Below are 22100 nucleotides of genomic sequence, written 5' to 3' on the forward strand. Positions count from 1 at the left end.
AAAATAATAATCACCCCTAAAAAATAAAGTATAAATATTAACAAAGTTAATATCAAGAATTAAAATAATAAAAATTGTAAAATGTTTTTTTTAAAAAAGGTTTTAAGCTATAATAAAATTGATTTAGCAATATTAATAAGTATTTAGGATGATAAATAAAATGTTTATAAGCATTAAAGATATTTTAAAAAAGCCAATTTTAAACAGCAATGTTACAATAAACGGCTGGATTAGAACCAAGAGAAGTAATGGTAAGATTGGATTTATAGAAATTAATGATGGCTCAACACTTAAAGGAATTCAAGCTGTAATAAACGAAGAAGAAAATCAATTTAGTGAAAAAGATCTAAAAAAACTAACAACAGGCGCAAGTATATCGCTAACGGGACTATTAGTGGAAAGTCCCGCAAAAGGGCAAAATTATGAAATAAAAACACACAGCTTTAATGTAATCGGAGAAACAGACCCAGAAACTTACCCATTGCAAAAGAAAAAACATTCTTTTGAATTTTTAAGAGAAATACCTCATTTAAGAATAAGAACCAACACATTTGGAGCTATTGCTAGAGTAAGAAATAAAATTTCATACAAAATTCATGAATATTTCCAAAAAAATGGTTTTTTTTATATTAATACACCAATAATTACATCAAATGATGGGGAAGGTGCCGGAGAAATGTTTAGAGTCTCCACACTAAAATTTAATAAACCAAACAATGCACTTGGCAATCTTGATTTTAAAGACGATTTTTTTGGAAAAGAAGCTTTTCTCTCTGTCACCGGCCAATTGCACGGGGAAGCATATGCGATGGCTTTATCTAAAATATATACATTCGGCCCAACATTTCGAGCAGAAAATTCTAACACCACACGCCACGCTTCAGAATTTTGGATGATAGAACCAGAAATGGCTTTTTATAGGCTTAAAGACAATATTGCCCTAGCAGAAGATCTCTTGAAATATCTTTTAAGTTCAATTTTAAACGAATGTTCACAAGATATGGATTTTTTAGAAAATTATATTGAAAAAGGTTTAATTAAAAAATTGGAAAATGTAATAAATTCAAATTTTGAGGTTATTACCTATACTAAAGCAATTGAAATTCTTGAAAACTCAAAAAAAAATTTTGAAATAAAACCTTACTGGGGAATAGATTTGCAAACAGATCACGAAAGATACTTAACAGAAGAGACTTTTAAAAAACCAGTAGTGGTCATTGATTATCCAAAAAATTTCAAAGCATTTTACATGAAAGCAAATAAAGACAACAAAACCGTTAAAGGAATGGACATACTTGTTCCAAGAATTGGAGAGATTATAGGAGGAAGCGAAAGAGAAGATGACCTACAAAAACTAGAAAATAGAATAAAAGAATTAAACCTAAACATTGAACATCTAAACTGGTATCTTGATCTAAGGAGATTTGGATCCACTCCTCATTCTGGTTTTGGGCTTGGACTTGAAAGATTGGTGCAATACTCAACAGGAATATCTAATATAAGAGATTCAATACCATTTCCAAGAACTCCTAAAAATCTTTATTTTTAATCAAACGAAAGGAAACAAAAAGATGAAATTAACAAAACTTTACAAAGTAATGCTACTCTTTCTTTTTATAACAAAATTATTTTCAGTAAAAGATGAAAAATTAAACAATAAATTGGAATTATTTTCAAACGTAGAAACAAAAATAAAAAAAAAATCTAAGACTTACGATTCAAACTCAAACAGCAAAAAGATCAAAAAAGAATCAATTTTAAAAAGAGATACAAACAGCGAAAAAAATATAAATTCCAATATATACATACAAAAATCAAAAAAAATTAATTACCCCAAAAGAAATTTAGGCAATAATATCAATCAAAAAACCGCAAATGATGTAAATTTTACAACAAATAGTTATGTTAAAGTTTATCCTAGCTATAAAGATGATACCTTTCAAGCAATTAAAAATACTGATAAATTTCCAGTTAAAACCGAAAAAACTCATATGCTAATCGGCCCAATATCAAAAGATAATCTAGGAATAATAATTAAAATGCTAAAAACAAAGGGATACACTTTAATAGAATATATAGAGGACAATAATTAAGATTTATTTTTTATCAAAAATTTTAAAACCTCATTAAGCTCATCATCTATGTATTTGAAACTATTTTTATATTCACTTTCATTTAATCCTGTCAACTCATGATTTCCATAATGAATCCAAGTATTTAATTCTTCTTGGTTAGAATATTTATTAACATAATAATCAGGAATATAATCTACAAATCCATGATCCTTATAATCGTAAACTGCTATTTTAACATTTTTACTCTCTATTCCTTTTTTTAAAACTTCACCTCTCAAATAAACAATAGTACGGCCCGTATCAAAAATATCATCAACAAATAAAACTTTATCACCTGCCCTTAGATATTTTGGATCATAAGTCCAACCATCTATCATTATCTTTTTTTGCTCATTAAAAATATCATAAGATCTAGCAACAACAGCAGCATATAAAAGAGGTTTATCTACTTTTATAAATTTAAAAAATTCGCTAATAATATTGCCAAGATAGGCTCCCCCTCTCAAAGAGACATACATAATATCTGGAATAAATCCATCTTTATAAATTTTATAAGCAAGCTTAAATCCATTAACTCTTATCTCTTCATAAGAAACATATTTCTTCATAATTTAAACTTATTCCCTCCTAAGAACAATAAATTTTATTTACAAAATATTTCACTTGCAAATTAATGCATAAATATTTGCACAAAATAAAAACATTAAAATCTAAAACAACGCTTTGCAATTATACATAAAACAAAAAAGGGTTAAGATCAACTCTTAACCCAAAAGTAAAATTTACTAAAATGAAATTTTAAAAGAATCGTTTCCTCTTAAAATTTTATAAGTATTTTTTCCAATCTCAAGAGCATCATAAAATTCTCTTAAATTAGAAACACTTTTTGAATTTACAGAAAGAATTACATCTCCTGACTTCATCTTAATGTTTGATCCTAAATTTTTATCAATATAATCAACAACAACGCCTTTAATCCAATTTCTTAAATTAAGCTGAGCTTTTATATCCTCAACCAATGGATACACAACAAAGCCTGGAAGCATCTTTGAAGAAGAAAGCTCTTTATCCTTAGGTCTAACGGCAAGAACAATCTCAATATTTTTTTTGACATTACCTCTTAAGATTTCTACATTTACTTTCTCACCAGCATAAAAATCACTAATATATGATGTAACATCTTGAAAAACGCTCATAGGAACCCCATTAACCTTCACAATAATATCTCCTGCTCTAAGCCCTGACTTAACAGCAGGTGAACCTGGATAAAGAGAGGCAATAATTGCAGCTGAAACATCATTACTTTCAACCCCCAAGCTTTTTAGCACCTCAGAATCTCTTGTCTTTAACGGATAAAAAGAAATTCCAAGCCAAGCCGATTCTATTTTTTTACCTTTAAGGAAAAAATCTACAGTACTTTTAATATTGTTAACAGGAATTGCAAAGCCTAGCCCAATATTTCCACCAGAATTTGAAGCTATCCAAGCATTAATTCCAATAACTTCACCTTTTATATTTACAAGAGGACCACCTGAATTACCCCTGTTGATTGCAGCATCAGTTTGAATAAATAAATTTCTTGATTGCAAATTAGGATTTGCAGAACGTTGCAACCCACTTACAATACCTGCTGTAACTGTAAAACTAAATTGAAAAGGACTGCCTACTGCCATAACCCAATCGCCTATTTCAAGCTTATCACTATCTCCAAGATCAGCTACTTTAATAGTTGCGTCATCACTTTCAAAGCTAATAAGAGCAATATCTTTTTTTTCATCTTTACCAATTAACTTAGCCTTATGCTTTTTCTTGTCGTAAGACACAACTTCAAGTTCAGTCGCCTTATCTACTACATGACTATTCGTAACCACATAAAATAATGATTTTTTTTGAGAATCTCTACCAATTATTACTCCAGACCCTGCCCAATTGCTTTTTCTCTCAGAATCAAATTCTGGCATATCAAAAAAGAAAAATGGAATAGGGAAGCTCTGCTTAATTACCCCTGTTGCATGAACTTCCACAGATGATGGTAAAATTTTCTTGGAAACTTCCCTAAAAGAATCTTGTAAAGCTTGTACTGTATTATCCTTTTCTTCTGCAAAAACAATGTTGCTTCTATTAGAATCTAAATAATGCATTCCAATAAAAAACCCAATACCCAAAGCCAAAAAACTGAGAATAAATCCAGAAAAAAACTTTTTTTCCACTTTTATAACCTCCACATAATTACTTGATTTTACAAATAATATTTAAATATTTGATTAATTGAAAATTTAAACTTCACTTAAAATTAAAGGCAATCCATCAACAACAGCAACAGTATGCTCAAAATGAGCAGAATAACTAAGATCAGATGCAAAAACAGTCCAACCATCACTTTTTATTGAAACCTCGTGCCCTTTTAAGTTTACCATAGGCTCAATAGCCAAAACCATACCCTCTTGAATTCTAATATTTTTAAAAAAAGGAGCATAATAATTTGGAACACTTGGTTCTTCGTGAAGTTGAAATCCAACACCATGACCTGTATATTCTCTAACTATTCCAAACCCAAACGGTTTTATATAACTTTCTATTGCCTTTGATATATCTAAAATTCTATTTCCCACTTTCATTTCAGCAATACCTTTGTAAAGAGAGGTATTTGTAACTTCTAAAAGCTTATCAATACTAGAATCCACATTTCCCACTTTAAAAGTTTTTGCCATATCGCTATAAAACCCATCAAGAATAACCCCACAATCAATACTAATAATATCCCCATCAGCTAATTTTCTTTTTCCGGGAATGCCGTGAATAACCTCTTCGTTAACAGATGCACAAATAGTGCCTTTAAACCCACGATATCCCTTAAAAGCAGGCTTAGCTCCATTTTTAATAATAAAATCATAAGCTATCAAATCAAGTTCCTTAGTACTAATACCAGGAATAATATTTCTCTCAACTTCTAACAAAGTAAGCGCCAACAAGCTCGCTGAAGCTTTTATTTTTTTAATCTCATTTTTAGATTTCAATCTCAGTTTAGTCAAAATTCAACTTCCTTTCTCTAAGTGTATCTATCATATTTTTATAAAGCCTTCCTTCATCAGTTTCGTAAAAAGAATAAGAAGCTAAAATAGACTCTTTGCCTTTTTCCATTTTTCCCAAATAAAGATAATTAATTCCTTGTTTTAAGTAAATTTTTGATACAAGCTCATGTTCATAGTCAGTGCTAGCATCTTTATCATAAAAACTACTAGGCAATAAAGATATTCCTTTATTAAAATATCTTTCCGCTTCTTTATAATCTTTTTCAGAAAAGCTCAAAACTCCAAGATTATAATAAATTCCAAACATATATTTTTGAGATTTATTGTCAAAAATTATCTTTTTTGAACTAATAAAATCTCTTTTAAGGAAATAATAATAAAATTTATAAAAATTATACCAATCTTGTTTATTTTCAGAAAAATTATAAATTCTAAAAAATAAATCCAAGTCCTTTAAATCTGAATAAAGCAGTAAATTCCAAGCTAAAAATTGAGCAATACTAGAATTGTACTCTGTCTTGTAAAATAGTCGCCACAAATAAGATTTTTTTGCCTCATACTTAGAATTTGCATAATTTAATGCAAAATAAAGTTTAAAAAATAACGGGTCTTCTTTGTAATTAGCTATAATTTCATTGGCTTTAAAATAATTTTTAATTCTAAAGTATATGTTTGCTAAATAATAACTTATTATCTTACTCTCTTTAAACATCTCATTAGCCTTATTTAAATAAGAAATTGCTCTTTTATAATCATTCTCACTATTAGCTATGAGTGCAAGATTTAAATAAACAAGAACATTATAATCAGGAAATCTTGTATAAAGCTTTAAATATTCATTCTTAGCATTCTTAATATCTCCTTTTTTAAAATAAGCATCGGCAAGCAAAAAAAGCAAGGTGGGGTCTTCTTCATTTTTAATGGACTTAAGATTGGAAATTGTAAAATCCAAATCATTAAGATTATATGAAATATACGCAAGCTCTTTTAAAAAATTTTTATCTTCTTTGATTTTTAAAAGTATGCGCTTAGCAGCATCTATGTTTTTTTTCTCTATATATAAAAGCATTGCATTTATTAAAAATGCATTATTTTTAAGATTTAAACCTATCTCTTCAAAAATGCGAGCATCCCTTTCTTTATAGATTTTATCAATAAATTTGTTAAAATTTAAAATCTCATTATCTGCGCTTAAATTTTTAATAAAAACTTCATCATAAAGACCTTGATACTCTTCACTATTTAAAAGATATTGATTTGCAATTCTATAAGCATCTTTTAAAAGCCCAATTTTAAGCTTAGAATAAACTTCTAAAGCTCTTAGTTTCAAATTCCCCGGCAAAACCTTAACACCAAGATTTACTATATCCCCCATAAGATAATAGTCGCCTGTATTTAAAGCCCAAAGTTTAGCTCTTTTAATAAGAGATAGCCATTTAAATTCAGTATTAGCATAATACGATGAAAATAGCATTGCTTTTTTAGCATCAGCAAATTTTTTTTTATCAATATAAAAATCAATTCCTATAATAAGCTTGCTAAAATCTTTCTCACCCTTTAAAAGGTATAAAATATTAGGATCAAAATAGAAATAAAAACCCCCTAAAAAAACCGATAATAAGAATAATAAAATGAACACTAAAGTTTTATTTTTTTTCAATACAACTCTCCATATTTTTCAATAAAGCATCAAGTATACCATTTATAAACTTGTAAGAGTTTTTACTGCCATATTTCTTGGCAATCAAAATTGCCTCATCAATTACAGCACGTTTTGAACTTTCAAAATTTTGGAACTTCAAAGAATAGACACCCATTCTAAGTATTGCAAGATCAACCTTGTCCATACGATCTAAGGACCAATTCAAAGAAATATCCCTAATCAAACTATCAATATAATCTAAATTATCAAAAGTGCCATTTACTAAAGAAGAATAAAACGACTTAATAGATTCATTTTCTATGTCTAATCCTTTATCCTCAATATTAAAAATATCAAAAATATCGTCCATTGCGCTTTGATTAATATCAATGCTATAAATCTTTTGAAAAGCCAAAACTCTAACTTCATGCATTAAATCCATACTAAAATTATATAAATAAAAATATGTTTTATTTTAGACTAGAGTCCAAGATTTGTATATTTGCAGACTTATTGAGCTTACCATACATATCTTGCTGCACCTGAACAACAATTTGCTGTTGCTGAACATTAATCATGTTATTTTTTATTGCATCTTTGACAATCAAATCCGCAGTAGGAGATACTTTATCATTCAAGCCTAAAAATCTCTGAGCATATTTTTCTGTAACTTTAATAATATGAAACCCTTCCTTTGAAGCAATAGGCGAAGATATATCACCTTTATTAAAATTAAAAACCTCTTTCACAAAATCGGCTCCAAGAAGATTTTGAGCATTTTGATCGCCCCTTGACAAAAAGCCAAGATCGCCATTTTTAGCCTTAGAAGACTCATCATTTGAATATTTTCTTACAGCTTCTTCAAAAGTAATTTTTTTTGATCTTATTTGGCTTAATATATTCTTTGCTTGATCTAAAACATCTGATCTTTTTTTATCTTTAGTAGAAAAAAATACATGACTAACTCTTGAAATATCAGGATTTACAAATTTAGTTTTATTAGCCTCATAATATTCAATAATTTCTTTCTCGCTAGGAGTTTTAACTTCAGAAAACTTGGGTTGAGCTTGCTTTAAAACAAGTTTTTGGGAAGACAGAGATCTTTTCATTGAAGACAAAAGCTCGCCCCAATTTGTACCTTGTTTTTCTATCATCTGCTTGATTTGTTCATCAGTAAAATTTACAAGCCCAAATTGAGTTCTAATTGTTTGCATAACCTCATCATCTGAAATTTTAATTCCCTGTTTTGAAGCCTCTTGGCTAAAAAGAACATCTGCTATTAAAACTTGCAAAACTTGCTTTTTCTCAGCAGCAGTCAAGTCTCTACCTTGGGTCTTTTTAAATATATCAACCTTAGAGTCAAAACCGGTTTTAGTAATAATTTCATTTTTATATAAATTAATAATAGCAACAGGAGTATTTTGAGCAAAAGAGTTAATCCCCACAGTTCCCAATATTACCAAAAATAAAAAACTCTTCATAACATAACCTCGTATTAAAGAATCACTTACCCACTAATTTAACAAAATTTTACATTTAAATCTAGTTAATAAAACATTTTCATCTATACAAAAAACTAGAAATTCCTTGTCCGCCGCCAACACAAATAGCTGCTATCCCTTTTGTTTTATTATTCATTTTCATAGAGCGAGAAAGTGTTAATAAAATTCTTGAACCACTAACTGCAAATGGATGCCCCAAAGCAATAGCACCGCCATTTACATTAATAATATCGCTAGTTATATTGTATTTTTCAAACAAAGCCTTTTCAATGCTTAATGCTTGAGCTGCAAATGCTTCATTCACCTCAATCAAATCTATTTCACTAGGGTTTAAACTTAATTTACTAATAATACCCTCAATAGCCATATAAGCTCCAAAGCCCATATAAAGCGGATCAAGACCCACACTTTTAAATCCCCCAATATAAGCCAATGGGCTTACCCCTAAGCTTTTTACCCTTTCCTCACTTGCTAAAATTAAAAAACAAGCCCCATCATTTAAACTAGAAGAATTTCCAGCAGTTACTGTACCTAATTCTTTAAAAACAGGATTAAGAGATGCCAGCTTATTTAAAGTTAAATTATCTCTTATTTCCTCATCACTTGAGACAACCCTGCTAGAGTTGGTCTTTTTATCAAAAACAGTCAGAGGATAAATTTCATCCTCAAAATATCCAAGCTCTTTTGCCTTTAATGCCTTTGCATGAGAATTATATGCAAATTCATCTTGCATTTCTCTTGTTATTCTATATTTTTCTGAGAGATTTTCTGCCGTAAGCCCCATGGAAACAAAATTTAGAGAATCTATTAAGGCATCTTTTTGGATTGAATCTTCAATTCCAAAACTACCAAATTTAAGGCCATCAAATCTAATCTTTCTAGGCAATAAATAAGGAGAATTGGTTAGATCTTCTACCCCTCCAGCTAAAACAATATCATTGTCTCCAAGAGCAATAGAATTAAATGCAAGCTCCAAAGCCTTAAGGCCAGAACCACAAACTTTATTAACGCTAAATGCAGGCACAGTATCGCCTAAACTAGACCTTAAAGCAATTTGTCTTGCAATATTTTGGCCAAGTCCCGCAGATATTACATTGCCAATAATAACCTCATCCACTTCGCATAACTTATTTCTTGCAAGTAAAGCTTTAACAACTTTTGAAGATTCATCAATAATATCCAAACCCCTAAAAGAACCTCCAAACTTGAAATTAGGGGTTCTAAATCCATCAATAATAGCTACCTTTTTTATCACAACTACTCCTAAAGTCTTAGTAAACTTTATTGAATTATACAATACAATAATCGCTATAAAAACCAAGTTTATCTAATAAAAATAAACCATTTAACCTGAATTATTTAATAAACAAACTAAAATGCTATAATTTTAAAATGTGCTTTAAAAAAACATTTTTAATAATATTTATAATTTCTGCTTTAAAAGCTTATTCTTATAATTATGAAATTCAATACAAAAATGAAGGTATTGACAAATATTATTTTGAAATACTAAATGATGGATTCGGATTTTCATTAAGCGATTTTTTTGATGACTTGAGAAGTGGTTCTCTAATTTTCACCTATGTTTCAAAATACAATTTTATAATAAATTTAGAAGCACACATGTTAACTTTTAGGGGCTACAAAGACTCACCAAAATCTTTAATTAGTAGAGCAGACTTAATTGAAATAGGCTTCATGTATTATTTTCCAATCTTATTGCTAATTAATGGAAAAAATTTTGGAGAAATAAACTTGGGAATTGGAGTTAAAAACTTATTATTTGGAGACTGGGGAGGACATTTAATGCAAAGCATAATTCACCTCATTTTAAATCAACACCGTCCAATTCCAAATATAAAAAGCTACGATAGCTACAATTATAGAGGATTTTTAAGCTTTGCTCTAAATTATTCTTACATTAATTTTTTAAATTTAGAAAATTACGTGGACTTATCTTATTTTGCAGATTATTTTATCAAAAACAGTATTGGAATTACCTTAAAAAATGAAAATATTGGATTTGATATAAAACTTTATTCCCAAATTCAAAATCAAATAAAAAGCCTTAAAACATATTCAAAAATACAAGAAGCAGAAACAGGAATTGGAATAAATTATCAATTTTACTCTAAAAATTTTTTCATAACAAATAATTTAAACATTAAAAATTTTTCAACCAAAGAAAATTTCTTAAGCGTTGGAGGATTTGGAATAATAATCACACCTGAAGAATACACAAAAATACCAAAATTAAATAATGAATTTAATATTGTAAGTAATAATTTTTACTTTGGATTTGATATTATGGTCCCATTAAAAATAAGAAATTCATTATTTTATAAAATAAATGAAAACATCAACCATTACTTTTCAATATCAACAAATTATTACACTAATTATAATGAAACTAATAGCTTTACAAATCAATTATCATCAGGCATCATGTATGAATTTTTGCCCCAAAAAACATTCAATCCCTATATAATTTCGGGATTATTTTTTGCCTATAATCAAAATAACCAAGATATTAAAAGCATCTTCAGACCAATAAGAATAAAAAACATTCTCCAAGTTGGAATTGAAAATGAATTGGGATTTTTATTCAAAATGCTAAAATACCGCAACACCGAATATATTTTTAAAATATATTCAAAAGTTAGTTATATTCCTCTGGCTTATAACCTAGATGAAAAAAAATTGGAAAAACATTCTATTAACTTTAATTATTTAGGAATTGGAATAGTAGTCAAATAACAACATTAAATTAATACTGGTGGTCTTTGTTAACAAACTTAGTAATGTGTGGTAAAAATAATATATCTGCCCTACCCGTAGGACCATTTCTATGTTTTGCTACAATAACCTTAGTCTCTATTGGTTCTATCTCCGCAGAAGACTCAAATTTAAAATCCTTATCTCTGTGAAGTAAAATTACAATATCAGCGTCTTGCTCTAATGCTCCTGACTCCCTTAAACTAGCAAGATTAGGCTCGCGCCCTTCCGTATCTCTTGTAAGCTGAGATAATGCAACAATAGGAATCTCAAGCTCTCTAGCAAGCTCTTTGAGAGATTTACTAATCGAGGCAACTTGTTCATGTCTTGGAAGATTTTTTGTTTCAAAAGAAATCAGACTGATATAATCAACAAATATTATATCTATACCATAAAATCGCTTAAGCTTTCTAGCTTGAGTTGCTAAAGTTAGCAAACTAATATTGGGAGTATCTTCAATATAAAGCTCAGAATCGCTAATCTCATTTACAATATCATTTAGTAATTTTATCTCTTGTCCAGATAAAATGCTATTTTGAACTTTAAAGCTATCAATACAAGATTGAGAAGATATTATTCTTTTTATCAAAGCATCCGCTGTCATTTCAAGAGAAAAAAATCCTACTTTTTTCTTTCCCTCTTTTCTCAATGCTATAGCAGAGGCAATATTCAAGGCAAATGCCGTTTTACCGATACTAGGACGAGCACCAACTATAATAAAATCGCTGTTTCTAAACCCTCCAATAAGAGAGTCGACCTTTCTAAAGCCGCTTGGAATGCCAAAGTTTGCTTCTTTTTTCTTCATACTACGTTCATATATCTCATTATGAACACGTTCTGCAATAACTTTAGCATGATAGAGGTTTTTACTAGAATAATCCAACTCAATTGAAAGAATCTTCTGTTGAGATTCTTCAACAATCTCATTAACAGATTTTGTAGAATCATTTATATAATCATTAAGTTCTTTAGAAACATTTAAAATGCTTCTACGAACACTCTGTTCTTTTACAATTTTTGCATAAACATTTATAGTTCTATCTGTTGGCAAATAAACTGAAAGTGAATCTAAATAATCTGGCAAATTGATTAAATCTTTTTTAATCAAAAGTTGGCTTTTTGAAACATTCTTAGATACTTCTTCAAAAACGGTAATAGGGTCAATATTTTCCCTTTTTTCATAAAGCGAAACCATTGCTTTGAAAATCAACTTGTGAGTTTCATTGTAAAAATCATCAGCTCTTACATGAAAAGCAATTTGCTCTAACTTATCTGAATTATAAAATATACTAGAAATTACCGCTTTTTCTGCACCATCATTAAAAAGAAGTGCAGAATTTGAAAAAGCCGCTAAAGCCACAAACTAAACCCTTTCTCTTTCAGCTTGCTCATCTGTTTTATTTAACTTTTTATTTAAAGACTTTTTATCCTCTTGCTTTTTTTCTTTTTTTATCTCTACTTTAATAATAGAACTAATGCCTTCATAAAGCTTAATTGTCACATCATAAGTTCCAAAAGCCTTTAAAGTTCCATGATGTATATCTATCTTTTTTCTCTCTATATCAAAGCCAAGTTTTAAAAGTTCATCAGCAATATTTAAACTGTTAACACTATGAAACAATTTGCCAGAATCATTAGATTTCATAAAAAATTCTAATTTAACAAGATCAAGCTTAGATTTCAGATCGTTGGCCATTTGTTTTTTTGTTTCTTGCTTTTTCAATATTGATCTTCTTTTTTGATTAAAAATCTCAACATTATGTTTATTTGAAAAAACTGCAAAACCTTTGGGCAGTAAATAGTTTCTTGCAAATCCATCTTTTACCTCTACGGTATCTCCTTCTTTTCCAAGGTTAATAAAATCTTCCTTTAAAATTACTTTCATAATTACCCCCACAAATAATTATTTTTTTACAAAAGGCAACAAAGCCATATATCTTGCCCGTTTAATTTCTAATGCCAAGCGCCTTTGATGCTTAGCAGAAGTTCCAGTAATTCTTTTAGGTAAAATTTTACCTTGCTCGGTAATAAACTTTTTAAGAAAATCAAAATCCTTATAATCAGGATGTTTGCCAGAATCACAAAATTTACATGACTTTCTCTTAAAAAATCTGAAATTTGAATTTTTTTTAAAGCCATCTTGCTGATTTTCAAATCTTGAATCTCTTTGATTTGCATCTCTATCTTTATACATAAACTTAAACTCCATTAAAAAGGTATATCTTCGCTAAATTTATCATCAACAATATCAATATCCCTAACTACATCTTCTTTTTGATGGTTTGTCAAACTATTAATATCTGAATCTTGCATTTGAATAGTATTAGAGCCTGAACTAAACATTTGTAAATTATCTACAAATATATTTACCTTACTCCTCTTATCACCCGTATTCCTATCTTGCCAGCTTTCATATTTAAGAGATCCACTTACCACAACTTGTTTACCCTTTTTTAAATAATCGTTGAGACTTTCGGCTCTTTTTGAAAAAATAACACAATCAAAATATTGTGGGTAATCAATCCATTCATCATTTTTCTTCATTCTTCTATTATTAGCTAAAGAAAACCTAAGAATGGCCATGCCACTTTCTGTATAAGAAAGCTCAGAATCTCTTGTAAGCCTACCAGATAATACTAATGAATTAATATCAGCCATTCAAAAACCTCTTATTTTTCCTGAACATCTGTGCTTTCAGAACCTATTGGTGTTTCAACTTTAGAAGTACCTTTAAGACTGTCTTTGTCAATATTGTCTCTAAATTCTCTAAAATTTCTTCTTTTGATTTTTTTAGTATTGATCTTTCTAACTATTTTAACCAAAATCATATACCTAAGCAAGTTTTTAATTAACTTAAGCCTTGATTCAAGCTCTTTTAAATTATTACCTTCCATACTAAACTCTATTATTTCATAACGACCTCTAGCTTGTTTTTTGATAGGATATTCTAAGGCTCTCTCTCCAATAAAATTGCTAACAATATCAGTTGCACTAAAAAATTCTAAAGATTTTTTAACCTCTTCTAAAGAACCTTTATATTCAATCTCTTCACTTTTAAACAAAAAACATGCCTCATATCTTTTAATCATTACTAAAACTCCTTATGGTCTATCGCATTGCAAAATATGCAACAAAGGCTACTTAGTTAGTATATAAAAGAGACTAATTTTTTTCAACAATAAAAACTTTTTATAACATACAAAAGGTAACTAAAAAATAATCTTAAACCTCAATCTTCTTCTAATTCGCTAAGCTTATATGTTTTTCCCGATTTACCTTGATTTTCAAGTTTTTTGTCTTCTTTTATTTCAATATAAGTTTTAAAACCCTTTTTTACATTATCAACTGCAACCATAACACTAGCTTCAAAAAGACTCTTTGGAGAATAGGTATCAATAGCTTTTTTAATATAATAAACATTAGACCCATAAAAGAGCTGTACCTTGCCATTAACAAGCACTACCTTAAGAACTCCAGCCTCTTTAAGTAAATCATTATTAACAAGCTCATTATTAACAATATCTACATGCAATCTTGTAGAACAAACATCAAGTTTTGTAATATTATCAAATCCGCCAAGACCTTGAATTAAAAGATGAGCAATCCCCAGACTCTCTAACTTGCCTTCTTGACCTTCAAAAAATGGATCATCTGCAACAAATATTTGGAAATCAAAATATCTATAAAGCCAACTAAAAGTAAAATAATAAAGAGTAAAAAAGATTGCCCCTAAAGGTACTACACTGATCCAATTTGTCTTAGAATTTCCTTGAAGTATTCCAAACATAAAAAAATCCAAAAATCCAGTAGAAAAGCTATCGCCAATCGTAACATTAAAAAAATTAGCAAGCAACAATGCAAATCCCGAATAAGTGGCATGAACAAAATAAAGCAAAGGTGCTGTAAAAATAAATAAAAATTCTAAAGGCTCAGTTATTCCTGTTAAAAAAGATGTCAAAGCTCCAGATAAAAGAAGCGCTGCAACCTTATTTTTATCTTCATGAACAATCCCCTTGTAAACCCCTAATGCTGCTCCGGGCAGTCCAAACATAATAGAAATATAAAATCCGCTGCTAATCTTGGCAAAGCCTGATGAAAATTTACCAAGTGATGGGTCTAATAACTGAGCATAAAATATATTCTTAAGACCTCTGACAGTATTGCCATTAACAATCTCTACCCCCCCCAAAGAAGTAAACTCAAAAGGAAAAGATAAAATAGAATGCAATCCCAAAGGCAATAACAACCTATTTAAAAATCCATAAAGAAAACTGCCAAAATATTCAAACCTAAAAACAAACAAACCTAAAGATGCAATTAAATCGTCAAAACTTGACCAAATCAAACAAAAAAATATAGCCAAAAAAACACAAAAAGGCAAAATTATTACTATAGGAATAAAATGGCACTCTGAAAAAAAAATAAAAGGTTTGGGTAGCTTCATATTATAAAATTTGTTATGCAAATAGCCAACTACAAGCCCTACTGCTAAAGAACCTGCAATTCCTGTATTTAAAGTTTGAACACCCAAAAAATTTATACGCCCCACAGAAGACATTGTTTCTGCTTCAACAAGTCCTGAGAAAGTTTCAATAAAATAATTTCCAGTAATATTAAATGTTAAATAACCAATAAGGCCCCCTAAAGCAGCTGTTCCTTGCCCAATTCTTGCAACTCCAATAGAAATTCCAATAGAAAAAATTAAAGGCATATTGAGAAGAATAGCATTACCTATAGCCTTCATTAAACCTAAAATATTTTGAATAAAAATTTTATCAACATAAACAACACTAGAAGAATTTGAAAATACAGATCCAATACCAACTAACAAACACGAAACTGGTAAAATAGAAATAGGCACTCGTAGTGCTTTAGAAAATTTTTGCAAACTTGAAAAGTTAATTATTTTAATAAAATTAATCATGCTAAGCCTCTCCAATGCTAATTTCAGCAAACACTATTTATTATAAAGCTTTTTTTGCAAAAAAAAAACTTTACCCATCAAACAAGCCAAATAATAAGACTGGATAAATCAAGTAAGATTTAATTTGATCTTGAGAAAAACTTACAATTAAAGTAATGTATTATATATTTTTATAAATAAATGATAAAACAACGGAGGTAAAGATGTGCTTTAAAGAAAACAAACTTAAAAATCATTCGTTAAGCGATGTTAATACAAGCAAAATACCAAAAAATGAACTCTTTAGTTCAATATCGCATCTTTTTGGAATTATTTTGTCTGTTATTGGAACAACAATTCTTGTTACAATATCTACTCTTAAGAAAAAAGATTTACATATACTTGTATTCTTTATTTACGGATTTTCAATGACCTTATTATATGTAATGAGCACTCTTTACCACATATTCCCAAAAGGAAGCAAAATAAAAAAAATATTTAGAAAATTTGATCATATTTCAATATTTATTCTAATAGCAGGAACATATACTCCTGCATGTGCAATTCTTGTACCAAACAAGTCGGGGCTAATAATCTTATGTATAGTGTGGAGTCTGGCTATAATTGGAATCATTTTTAAAGCAATATTTACAAATAGCCCTGGGTGGCTTAATGGATCTATATTTATAATCATGGGGTGGATTATCCTTTTTAAAATTAATCCCATCTACAAGGCCCTTAACGGAAAAGGATTTTTTTGGCTAGTTTTTGGTGGAATTGTATATACAATAGGCGGAATAGTATACATATTAAGTAAAAAATTTAATCCAATAATTAACATGAAAATGCATGATGTATTTCATATATTAATAATAATCGCATCAGCATCTCACTTTTGGCTTATGCTAAAATACATTTCTAATTTTTAATATTTAATTAAAATATATTTAAAAAACCTTTCAAATCGTTAAAAAGGCCCAAACCAAAAAGAAACATTCCTAAAAAAATACCAAAGCTATAAAAAGAATAAATGGTTTTGGCCTTAAATCTTTTTCCACGTAAAAGTTCAATAAAGCTGATAAAGATTTGTCCCCCATCAAAAACAGGTATTATAATAAAAAACAGATTCATACCAGCAAGAATTAAACTCAAGAAAGAAATGCTATTAATCCAATACAATAACCCCAAAGAATAAGATGAAGAAAGTATACTTACAATTCCAACAGGGCCTGATACACTCTTAGAAGTATTTAAAAAATTTGTTATTAATAAAAAAATAGAATACAAAATGTCTTGCAAAGTATTTACAACCTTAAAAAAAGAATTTTTAATGGCACTTGAAACATTTTCTACTTTAACTATCCTTTTTAAAGGTGGTGAAAAATATATGCCAATAATCTTATTTTTATCATGAAATACTAATTTTGAAGAAAAAATCTCTCCATTTCTAGAAAACTTAATCTCTACAACATCCGAATTTAAATTCTTAAGAAAATCATCTAAATCTCTTTTATTTTTCAAAAGAATATTATCAATGCTAATTATTTCGTCACCCGATTTCATTCCCGCAATCTTAGCAGGAGAATTTAAAACCACATCTGCTATTACAAGATCAACCCAGGGTCCAATTTCTTTTAAAAAATCTTGCAAACTAATAGTCTCTTCAAAAGTAATATTTTCATTTTCTCTTAAAACATCAAAAGTAACTGTAGATTTTCCATCAGGAATAATTTTTCTCAAATCAGAGAAATATTCAATTTTTTTATTATTAACCTTTAATATAACATCACCATCTCTAAATTTATCTTTTAAAAAAGAATCTTTATTAAAAATACTAACCCTTGAAGAATAATCAAAATACATAACACCCATCATACTTATAAAAATGAAAACAACAAATGAAAAAATCAAATTAAATAAAGGACCTGCAAAATATATTAAAATTTTTTTAAAATGTGAAATTCCAAACAAAGAATCTTTATCTGCTTCTAATTCTTTATTTGCTTTAAGTTCCTTTTCTAAGTGATCAAACCCCTTAAGCTTACAATATCCTCCTAGAAGGATTGGAGAAAGTCTATACTCAGTATTATTAATTTTAAACTTTAATATGCTAGGGCCTATACCCACAGAAAAAACTTCAACCTTAACTTTAAAAAGTTTAGCAAATAAAAAGTGCCCTAGCTCATGAATAAATATTATAAAACTAAGAGCCAGCACGCTAAAAAGAATATACATAAATTCCCTCCAAAAATCACTAAGATAAGTATAAATAAAATATTGGGCCTGTTAAAAGAAAAGAATCAATAGAATCAAGGGCCCCACCTCTGCCAGGAATGATTTTCCCAGAATCTTTTACTCCAGCACTTCGTTTTAGCCCAGATTCAAACAAGTCGCCAATAATGGTAAAGACTCCAATCAAAATGCCAAAAATAATAGATTCTCCATAGCTTAAATTTATTAATCTAAAAACTACAGCAAATATAGCAGTAAACACAGAAAACAAAATGCCCCCAAAAAAACCCATTAATGTTTTATTTGGACTAATAATAGTGGGGCGATAACTGTTTTTCCCTAAAAAATAACCAAAAAGATATGCAAAAGTATCGTTTCCACTTACCATAGCAAAAAGTATTAACATTAAAAATGGCGCCTTAGGCAAAGTTGTAATAGAAACTGTAAAAGACATTAATGTCCCAGGATATATAAGTATAAAAAGTATTGAAGTTGCTTGAGACAAAAAATTTCCAATCTCATGTTCTTTAATAAACACCAAATTAACAATCCAATTGCTAAAAACTAACGCTATAGCCAGGTAATATATTACATTCATACCTAAATAAAAAACATTAAAATGAATATACGTTAAAATTGGGGGAACAAGCCCTAAAAAAAAAGATAATATACTAGAAAGTCCTGATGATTTGAATTTTAATTTTATTAAATCATTAACTTCTTTTGCCGCAAAACCACTAAATATAAAAATTAAAATATTAAGGAATAAATAATTTTTAAAATCTAAAAATATTAAAAATAAAATCAAAGGAACAAAAAATAAAAATGTTCCCAACCTTGCAAAAAAAGCGAATCTCTTGGCATTACTCAACAAATCATCTCCCAAAATTTCTTCTTCTAAATTGGAAACATTCCAAATCCTTGCCATATCTATTGTCATAATATTCAGGCCACAAAACATTTGAAAAAATTAATTCAGAATAAGCAATCCTCCATAAAAAAAAATTACTTATTCTAATATTTCCACCTGTACGTATTAAAAGATCAAGATCGGGCAATTCTGGATTGTCCAAAAAATTGGAAAAAGTATTCTCATCTAAAGACTCTAAATCAAAATCGCTTAAAACAAATTTTTTAACAGCTCTAACTATTTCATTACGGCCCCCATAATTGATTGCCAAATTTAAAATAAGGTTGTTGAAATTTTTAGAAAAGCTAATAGAATCTTTTATAGAACTTTTTACTTCTTCACTTAAAAATTCAACATCTCCTGAAACTATTATTTTTATTCCATTTTTTTTGTAAAAATTAAATTCGGTTCTCAAATAGTTAGCAATTAAAAACATTAACTTTTCTATCTCACAGTCATCCCTTTTCCAATTCTCAGTAGAAAATACATAAAAGGATAAATATTTAATACCCATCTTTAAAGAATGCTTAACTATTTCTTTTGCTCTTTTAAGGCCCTCTTTATAACCCTCCAAAGAAGACAATCCTTTATTTAAAGCCCACCTTCTATTGCCATCCATAATGATTCCAACATGACCTGGAAGAGAACCTTTATTCATGGGCTTAAGCTTCCATTATTTCTTGAATTTTAGATTCTAAAATAGAATCTATCTTTTTAATATAAATATCTGTAGATTTCTGAATATCATCTAAAATTCTTTTTAAACTATCCTCAGTGATTTCAGATTCTTTTTCTTGCTTTTTAATCCTGTTGTTTAAATCCTGTCGTATATTTCTAGTTGAAATTTTATGTTCCTCTGCTATTTTTTTAGCATGCTTTACAATTTCTTGCCGCCTTTCACTGGTTAAAGTTGGAACCTTAATTCTAATAACTGAACCATCACTTGAAGGGTTCATAGAAAGATCAGAATTAAGTATGGCTTGCTCTATTTTATTCAAAATACTTTTATCCCAAGGCCGAATAACAACAAGCCTTGCCTCAGGAATTCTAATACTTGCTACCTGAGTTATGGGTGTTCTTCGATCGTGGTATTGAATACAAATTTTATCAAAAATATTACTACTAATTCTACCTGTTCTTAACGTTTTATATTCATTATCAAGTGATAAAAGAACTTTGCTCATCTTTTCATCTAGAAAAGCCTTATAATCCTCCATATAAACTACTCCTTGCTGATAAAAAGCAGCGCATTATCTACCCTATTCTCAAATACTTAAACTCAACTAATTCTATCTTGCTTGAAATTGCTTTTGAAATCTCTTCTAGCATTTCCTTTACAGTGATTTTATCATTTTTTACAAAACTTTGTTCAAGAAGAGAAATCTCAGCAAGATGTTTTTTAATTTTTCCCGCAACTATACCTTTGACTATATTTTCTGGCTTACCGCTAGATTCTAATTGTTTAGCAAATATCTCTTCTTGCTCTTTAATATAATTTGGACAAACATCATCATTTCTCAAATAAACAGGAGCAAAAGCAGCTACATGCAAAGCTAAATCCATAGCAAAATTTTGAAACACTTTATCTTCAGTTTTAGAAAAATCATCTACTTTTAATTTAACTAAAACACCTATCTTAGATTGTTCACCATGCAAATAAATTTTTACAAATTCATTAGATTGAATTTCAGTAATAAAAATTTTTTTAACCTGAATATTTTCTTTTATTGTAGCTGCTAAATTTTTAAGCTCTGACTCTTGAAAAGTAGTTAAAGAATTTTTTCCGCTTTCTACTAATTCCTTAATTAAAGAATTGCCCAAATTAACAAAATTATGATTTAAAGCAACAAAGTCTGTTTCACAAGAAACAAGCAAAAGCCCAGCATGAACATTGTTTGAATATGAGAATACTCTACCTTCTTTTGCATCTCGGTCAAGTCTTTTCTCAGCAGATGCGATTCCCATTTCTCTAAGTTTCTTTTTAGCTAATTCAAAATCTCCACAAGCAGCAGACAAAGCTTTTTTACAATCTCCAAAACCAGCATTGGTTTCTTCTCGAAGCTTTTTTACATCTTGAGGACTAATAATGCTCATAAATTACTCCCCCCTTTCTTCAATAGAATCACTTTTATCATTTTTAATTTCAATTTCTTTCATCAAATCTTCTTCATTTAAATTTTCAATTATTTGAATACCAACCTCTTTATCACTTTCTAAAATAGCATCGGATATTATTTTGGTAAACAAAGCTACAGAACGAATCGCATCATCATTACCAGGAATTGGACAATCAATAACATCTGGATTACAATTCGTATCAACCACAGAAATAATAGGGATCTTTAATTTTCTAGCTTCATTAATAGCTATCTGCTCTCGATTAGGATCAATGATAAAAATAGCACCAGGAAGTGTTTCCATATCCTTGATACCTGTTAAATTCTTAGCTAATTTTAATTTTTCACGATTAAGCTGTGAAATCTCTTTTTTACTTATCATATCAAAAGTTCCATCAACTTCCATCTTTTCTAGCTTTTTTAATTTTTGAACAGATTTTCTAATCGTATTAAAATTAGAAAGCATGCCCCCAAGCCACCTATTGTTCACATATGGCATATCACTTCTTCTTGCTTCTTGTTCTATTATCTCGCTAGCTTGCTTTTTAGTTCCAACAAAAAGCACCTTTTTACCATCTTTTATTACCCTTTGAACAAGCTCATAAGAATCTTTAATGCCCTGTAAAGTCTTTTGAAGATCTAAAATATGTATTTCATTTCTCTCAGAAAAAATAAATCTTTTCATCCTAGGATCAAGCCTTTTTACTTGATGGCCAAAATGAACCCCGGCCTCCAACAAGCTTTTCATCGTAACAATTGCCAAATCAACCTCCTATTATCCTTCTCTTTTACTCACCATGAAAACACACGGCGGAAATTATTCCCTCTTTTATAAGAATATAATAAAACAATCCAATTAATAAGTCCACCTATTAAAAATAAACATCATTCTCTTTAATAAAATTATTAATA

Annotated in this window: 23 protein-coding genes; 4 read left to right on the forward strand and 19 right to left on the reverse strand. The window is 28.9% G+C overall.

Features of this window, described 5'->3' with window-relative positions; all coding sequences use genetic code 11:
* The first annotated feature begins 160 nt into the window (after nucleotides 1–160).
* Both asnS and Bmayo_RS00505 read left to right on the forward strand, forming a co-directional pair.
* Complete coding sequence (gene asnS / locus Bmayo_RS00500) at nucleotides 161–1549, forward strand: asparagine--tRNA ligase (RefSeq protein ID WP_075551825.1); 1389 nt, start codon at nucleotides 161–163, stop codon at nucleotides 1547–1549.
* Nucleotides 1550–1571: 22 nt separating this feature from the next.
* Nucleotides 1572–2093: a hypothetical protein gene (locus Bmayo_RS00505; protein WP_075551826.1), complete on the forward strand. Its 522-nt coding sequence runs from the start codon at nucleotides 1572–1574 to the stop codon at nucleotides 2091–2093.
* Here Bmayo_RS00505 and Bmayo_RS00510 read toward each other — a convergent pair.
* The 7 genes from Bmayo_RS00510 to Bmayo_RS00540 form a co-directional block, all read right to left on the reverse strand.
* Entirely contained in the window at nucleotides 2090–2683 is a 594-nt protein-coding gene (locus tag Bmayo_RS00510) for a phosphoribosyltransferase (RefSeq protein WP_075551827.1), read from the reverse strand. The genes Bmayo_RS00505 and Bmayo_RS00510 overlap by 4 nt on opposite strands.
* 177 nt (nucleotides 2684–2860) lie before the next feature.
* Complete coding sequence (gene htrA / locus Bmayo_RS00515; RefSeq protein WP_075551828.1) at nucleotides 2861–4285, reverse strand: DegQ family serine endoprotease HtrA; 1425 nt, start codon at nucleotides 4283–4285, stop codon at nucleotides 2861–2863.
* A gap of 66 nt (nucleotides 4286–4351) precedes the next feature.
* Nucleotides 4352–5107, reverse strand: coding sequence for a type I methionyl aminopeptidase (map, locus tag Bmayo_RS00520; protein WP_075551829.1), 756 nt, complete (start codon nucleotides 5105–5107; stop codon nucleotides 4352–4354).
* The gene (locus Bmayo_RS00525; protein ID WP_075551830.1) at nucleotides 5100–6767 is read right to left on the reverse strand and encodes a tetratricopeptide repeat protein; all 1668 of its coding nucleotides are present in this window, start codon (nucleotides 6765–6767) and stop codon (nucleotides 5100–5102) included. Before Bmayo_RS00525 ends, map begins: the two co-directional genes overlap by 8 nt.
* Nucleotides 6754–7182: a transcription antitermination factor NusB gene (gene nusB, locus Bmayo_RS00530; RefSeq protein ID WP_075551831.1), complete on the reverse strand. Its 429-nt coding sequence runs from the start codon at nucleotides 7180–7182 to the stop codon at nucleotides 6754–6756. Before nusB ends, Bmayo_RS00525 begins: the two co-directional genes overlap by 14 nt.
* A gap of 37 nt (nucleotides 7183–7219) precedes the next feature.
* On the reverse strand, nucleotides 7220–8230 hold the full coding sequence (locus tag Bmayo_RS00535; RefSeq protein WP_075551832.1) for a peptidylprolyl isomerase: 1011 nt from the start codon (nucleotides 8228–8230) through the stop codon (nucleotides 7220–7222).
* Between the two features lie 79 nt (nucleotides 8231–8309).
* Nucleotides 8310–9506, reverse strand: a complete 1197-nt coding sequence (locus Bmayo_RS00540; protein WP_145924571.1) for an acetyl-CoA C-acyltransferase — start codon at nucleotides 9504–9506, stop codon at nucleotides 8310–8312.
* A 137-nt stretch (nucleotides 9507–9643) separates the two neighbouring features.
* Between Bmayo_RS00540 and Bmayo_RS00545 the strand changes: the two genes are divergently transcribed.
* Entirely contained in the window at nucleotides 9644–11008 is a 1365-nt protein-coding gene (locus Bmayo_RS00545; RefSeq protein WP_075551833.1) for a hypothetical protein, read from the forward strand.
* A gap of 10 nt (nucleotides 11009–11018) precedes the next feature.
* Here Bmayo_RS00545 and dnaB read toward each other — a convergent pair whose 3' ends face one another.
* The 6 genes from dnaB to Bmayo_RS00575 form a co-directional block, all read right to left on the reverse strand.
* Nucleotides 11019–12386, reverse strand: a complete 1368-nt coding sequence (dnaB, locus tag Bmayo_RS00550; RefSeq protein ID WP_075551834.1) for a replicative DNA helicase — start codon at nucleotides 12384–12386, stop codon at nucleotides 11019–11021.
* A 3-nt stretch (nucleotides 12387–12389) separates the two neighbouring features.
* The gene (rplI, locus tag Bmayo_RS00555; RefSeq protein ID WP_075551835.1) at nucleotides 12390–12911 is read right to left on the reverse strand and encodes a 50S ribosomal protein L9; all 522 of its coding nucleotides are present in this window, start codon (nucleotides 12909–12911) and stop codon (nucleotides 12390–12392) included.
* A gap of 18 nt (nucleotides 12912–12929) precedes the next feature.
* Nucleotides 12930–13220: a 30S ribosomal protein S18 gene (gene rpsR, locus Bmayo_RS00560; RefSeq protein ID WP_014023370.1), complete on the reverse strand. Its 291-nt coding sequence runs from the start codon at nucleotides 13218–13220 to the stop codon at nucleotides 12930–12932.
* A gap of 14 nt (nucleotides 13221–13234) precedes the next feature.
* Complete coding sequence (locus tag Bmayo_RS00565) at nucleotides 13235–13684, reverse strand: single-stranded DNA-binding protein (RefSeq protein WP_075551836.1); 450 nt, start codon at nucleotides 13682–13684, stop codon at nucleotides 13235–13237.
* Between the two features lie 11 nt (nucleotides 13685–13695).
* Nucleotides 13696–14115: a 30S ribosomal protein S6 gene (gene rpsF, locus Bmayo_RS00570; protein WP_075551837.1), complete on the reverse strand. Its 420-nt coding sequence runs from the start codon at nucleotides 14113–14115 to the stop codon at nucleotides 13696–13698.
* A 140-nt stretch (nucleotides 14116–14255) separates the two neighbouring features.
* On the reverse strand, nucleotides 14256–15950 hold the full coding sequence (locus tag Bmayo_RS00575) for a PTS transporter subunit EIIC (protein WP_075551838.1): 1695 nt from the start codon (nucleotides 15948–15950) through the stop codon (nucleotides 14256–14258).
* A 203-nt stretch (nucleotides 15951–16153) separates the two neighbouring features.
* On the opposite strand from Bmayo_RS00575, the gene trhA reads away from it, so the two are divergent.
* Entirely contained in the window at nucleotides 16154–16858 is a 705-nt protein-coding gene (gene trhA, locus Bmayo_RS00580; protein ID WP_075551839.1) for a PAQR family membrane homeostasis protein TrhA, read from the forward strand.
* 7 nt (nucleotides 16859–16865) lie between these two features.
* Here trhA and rseP read toward each other — a convergent pair whose 3' ends face one another.
* The 6 genes from rseP to rpsB are packed head-to-tail and all read right to left on the reverse strand — an operon-like array spanning nucleotide 16866 to nucleotide 21951.
* Nucleotides 16866–18164: an RIP metalloprotease RseP gene (gene rseP, locus Bmayo_RS00585; protein WP_075551840.1), complete on the reverse strand. Its 1299-nt coding sequence runs from the start codon at nucleotides 18162–18164 to the stop codon at nucleotides 16866–16868.
* A gap of 19 nt (nucleotides 18165–18183) precedes the next feature.
* A complete protein-coding gene (locus tag Bmayo_RS00590) occupies nucleotides 18184–19089 on the reverse strand; it encodes a phosphatidate cytidylyltransferase (RefSeq protein WP_075551841.1) in 906 nt (301 codons plus the stop codon).
* The gene (uppS, locus tag Bmayo_RS00595; RefSeq protein ID WP_075551842.1) at nucleotides 19037–19729 is read right to left on the reverse strand and encodes a polyprenyl diphosphate synthase; all 693 of its coding nucleotides are present in this window, start codon (nucleotides 19727–19729) and stop codon (nucleotides 19037–19039) included. Before uppS ends, Bmayo_RS00590 begins: the two co-directional genes overlap by 53 nt.
* A 4-nt stretch (nucleotides 19730–19733) precedes the next feature.
* Nucleotides 19734–20288, reverse strand: coding sequence for a ribosome recycling factor (gene frr / locus Bmayo_RS00600; RefSeq protein ID WP_075551843.1), 555 nt, complete (start codon nucleotides 20286–20288; stop codon nucleotides 19734–19736).
* Nucleotides 20289–20325: 37 nt separating this feature from the next.
* Nucleotides 20326–21165: a translation elongation factor Ts gene (tsf, locus tag Bmayo_RS00605; protein WP_075551844.1), complete on the reverse strand. Its 840-nt coding sequence runs from the start codon at nucleotides 21163–21165 to the stop codon at nucleotides 20326–20328.
* 3 nt (nucleotides 21166–21168) lie between these two features.
* Complete coding sequence (gene rpsB / locus Bmayo_RS00610) at nucleotides 21169–21951, reverse strand: 30S ribosomal protein S2 (RefSeq protein WP_075551845.1); 783 nt, start codon at nucleotides 21949–21951, stop codon at nucleotides 21169–21171.
* Nucleotides 21952–22100 lie beyond the last annotated feature (149 nt).

The sequence above is a fragment of the Borreliella mayonii genome (assembly GCF_001945665.1).
In the GTDB taxonomy this organism is placed as follows: Bacteria; Spirochaetota; Spirochaetia; order Borreliales; family Borreliaceae; genus Borreliella; species Borreliella mayonii.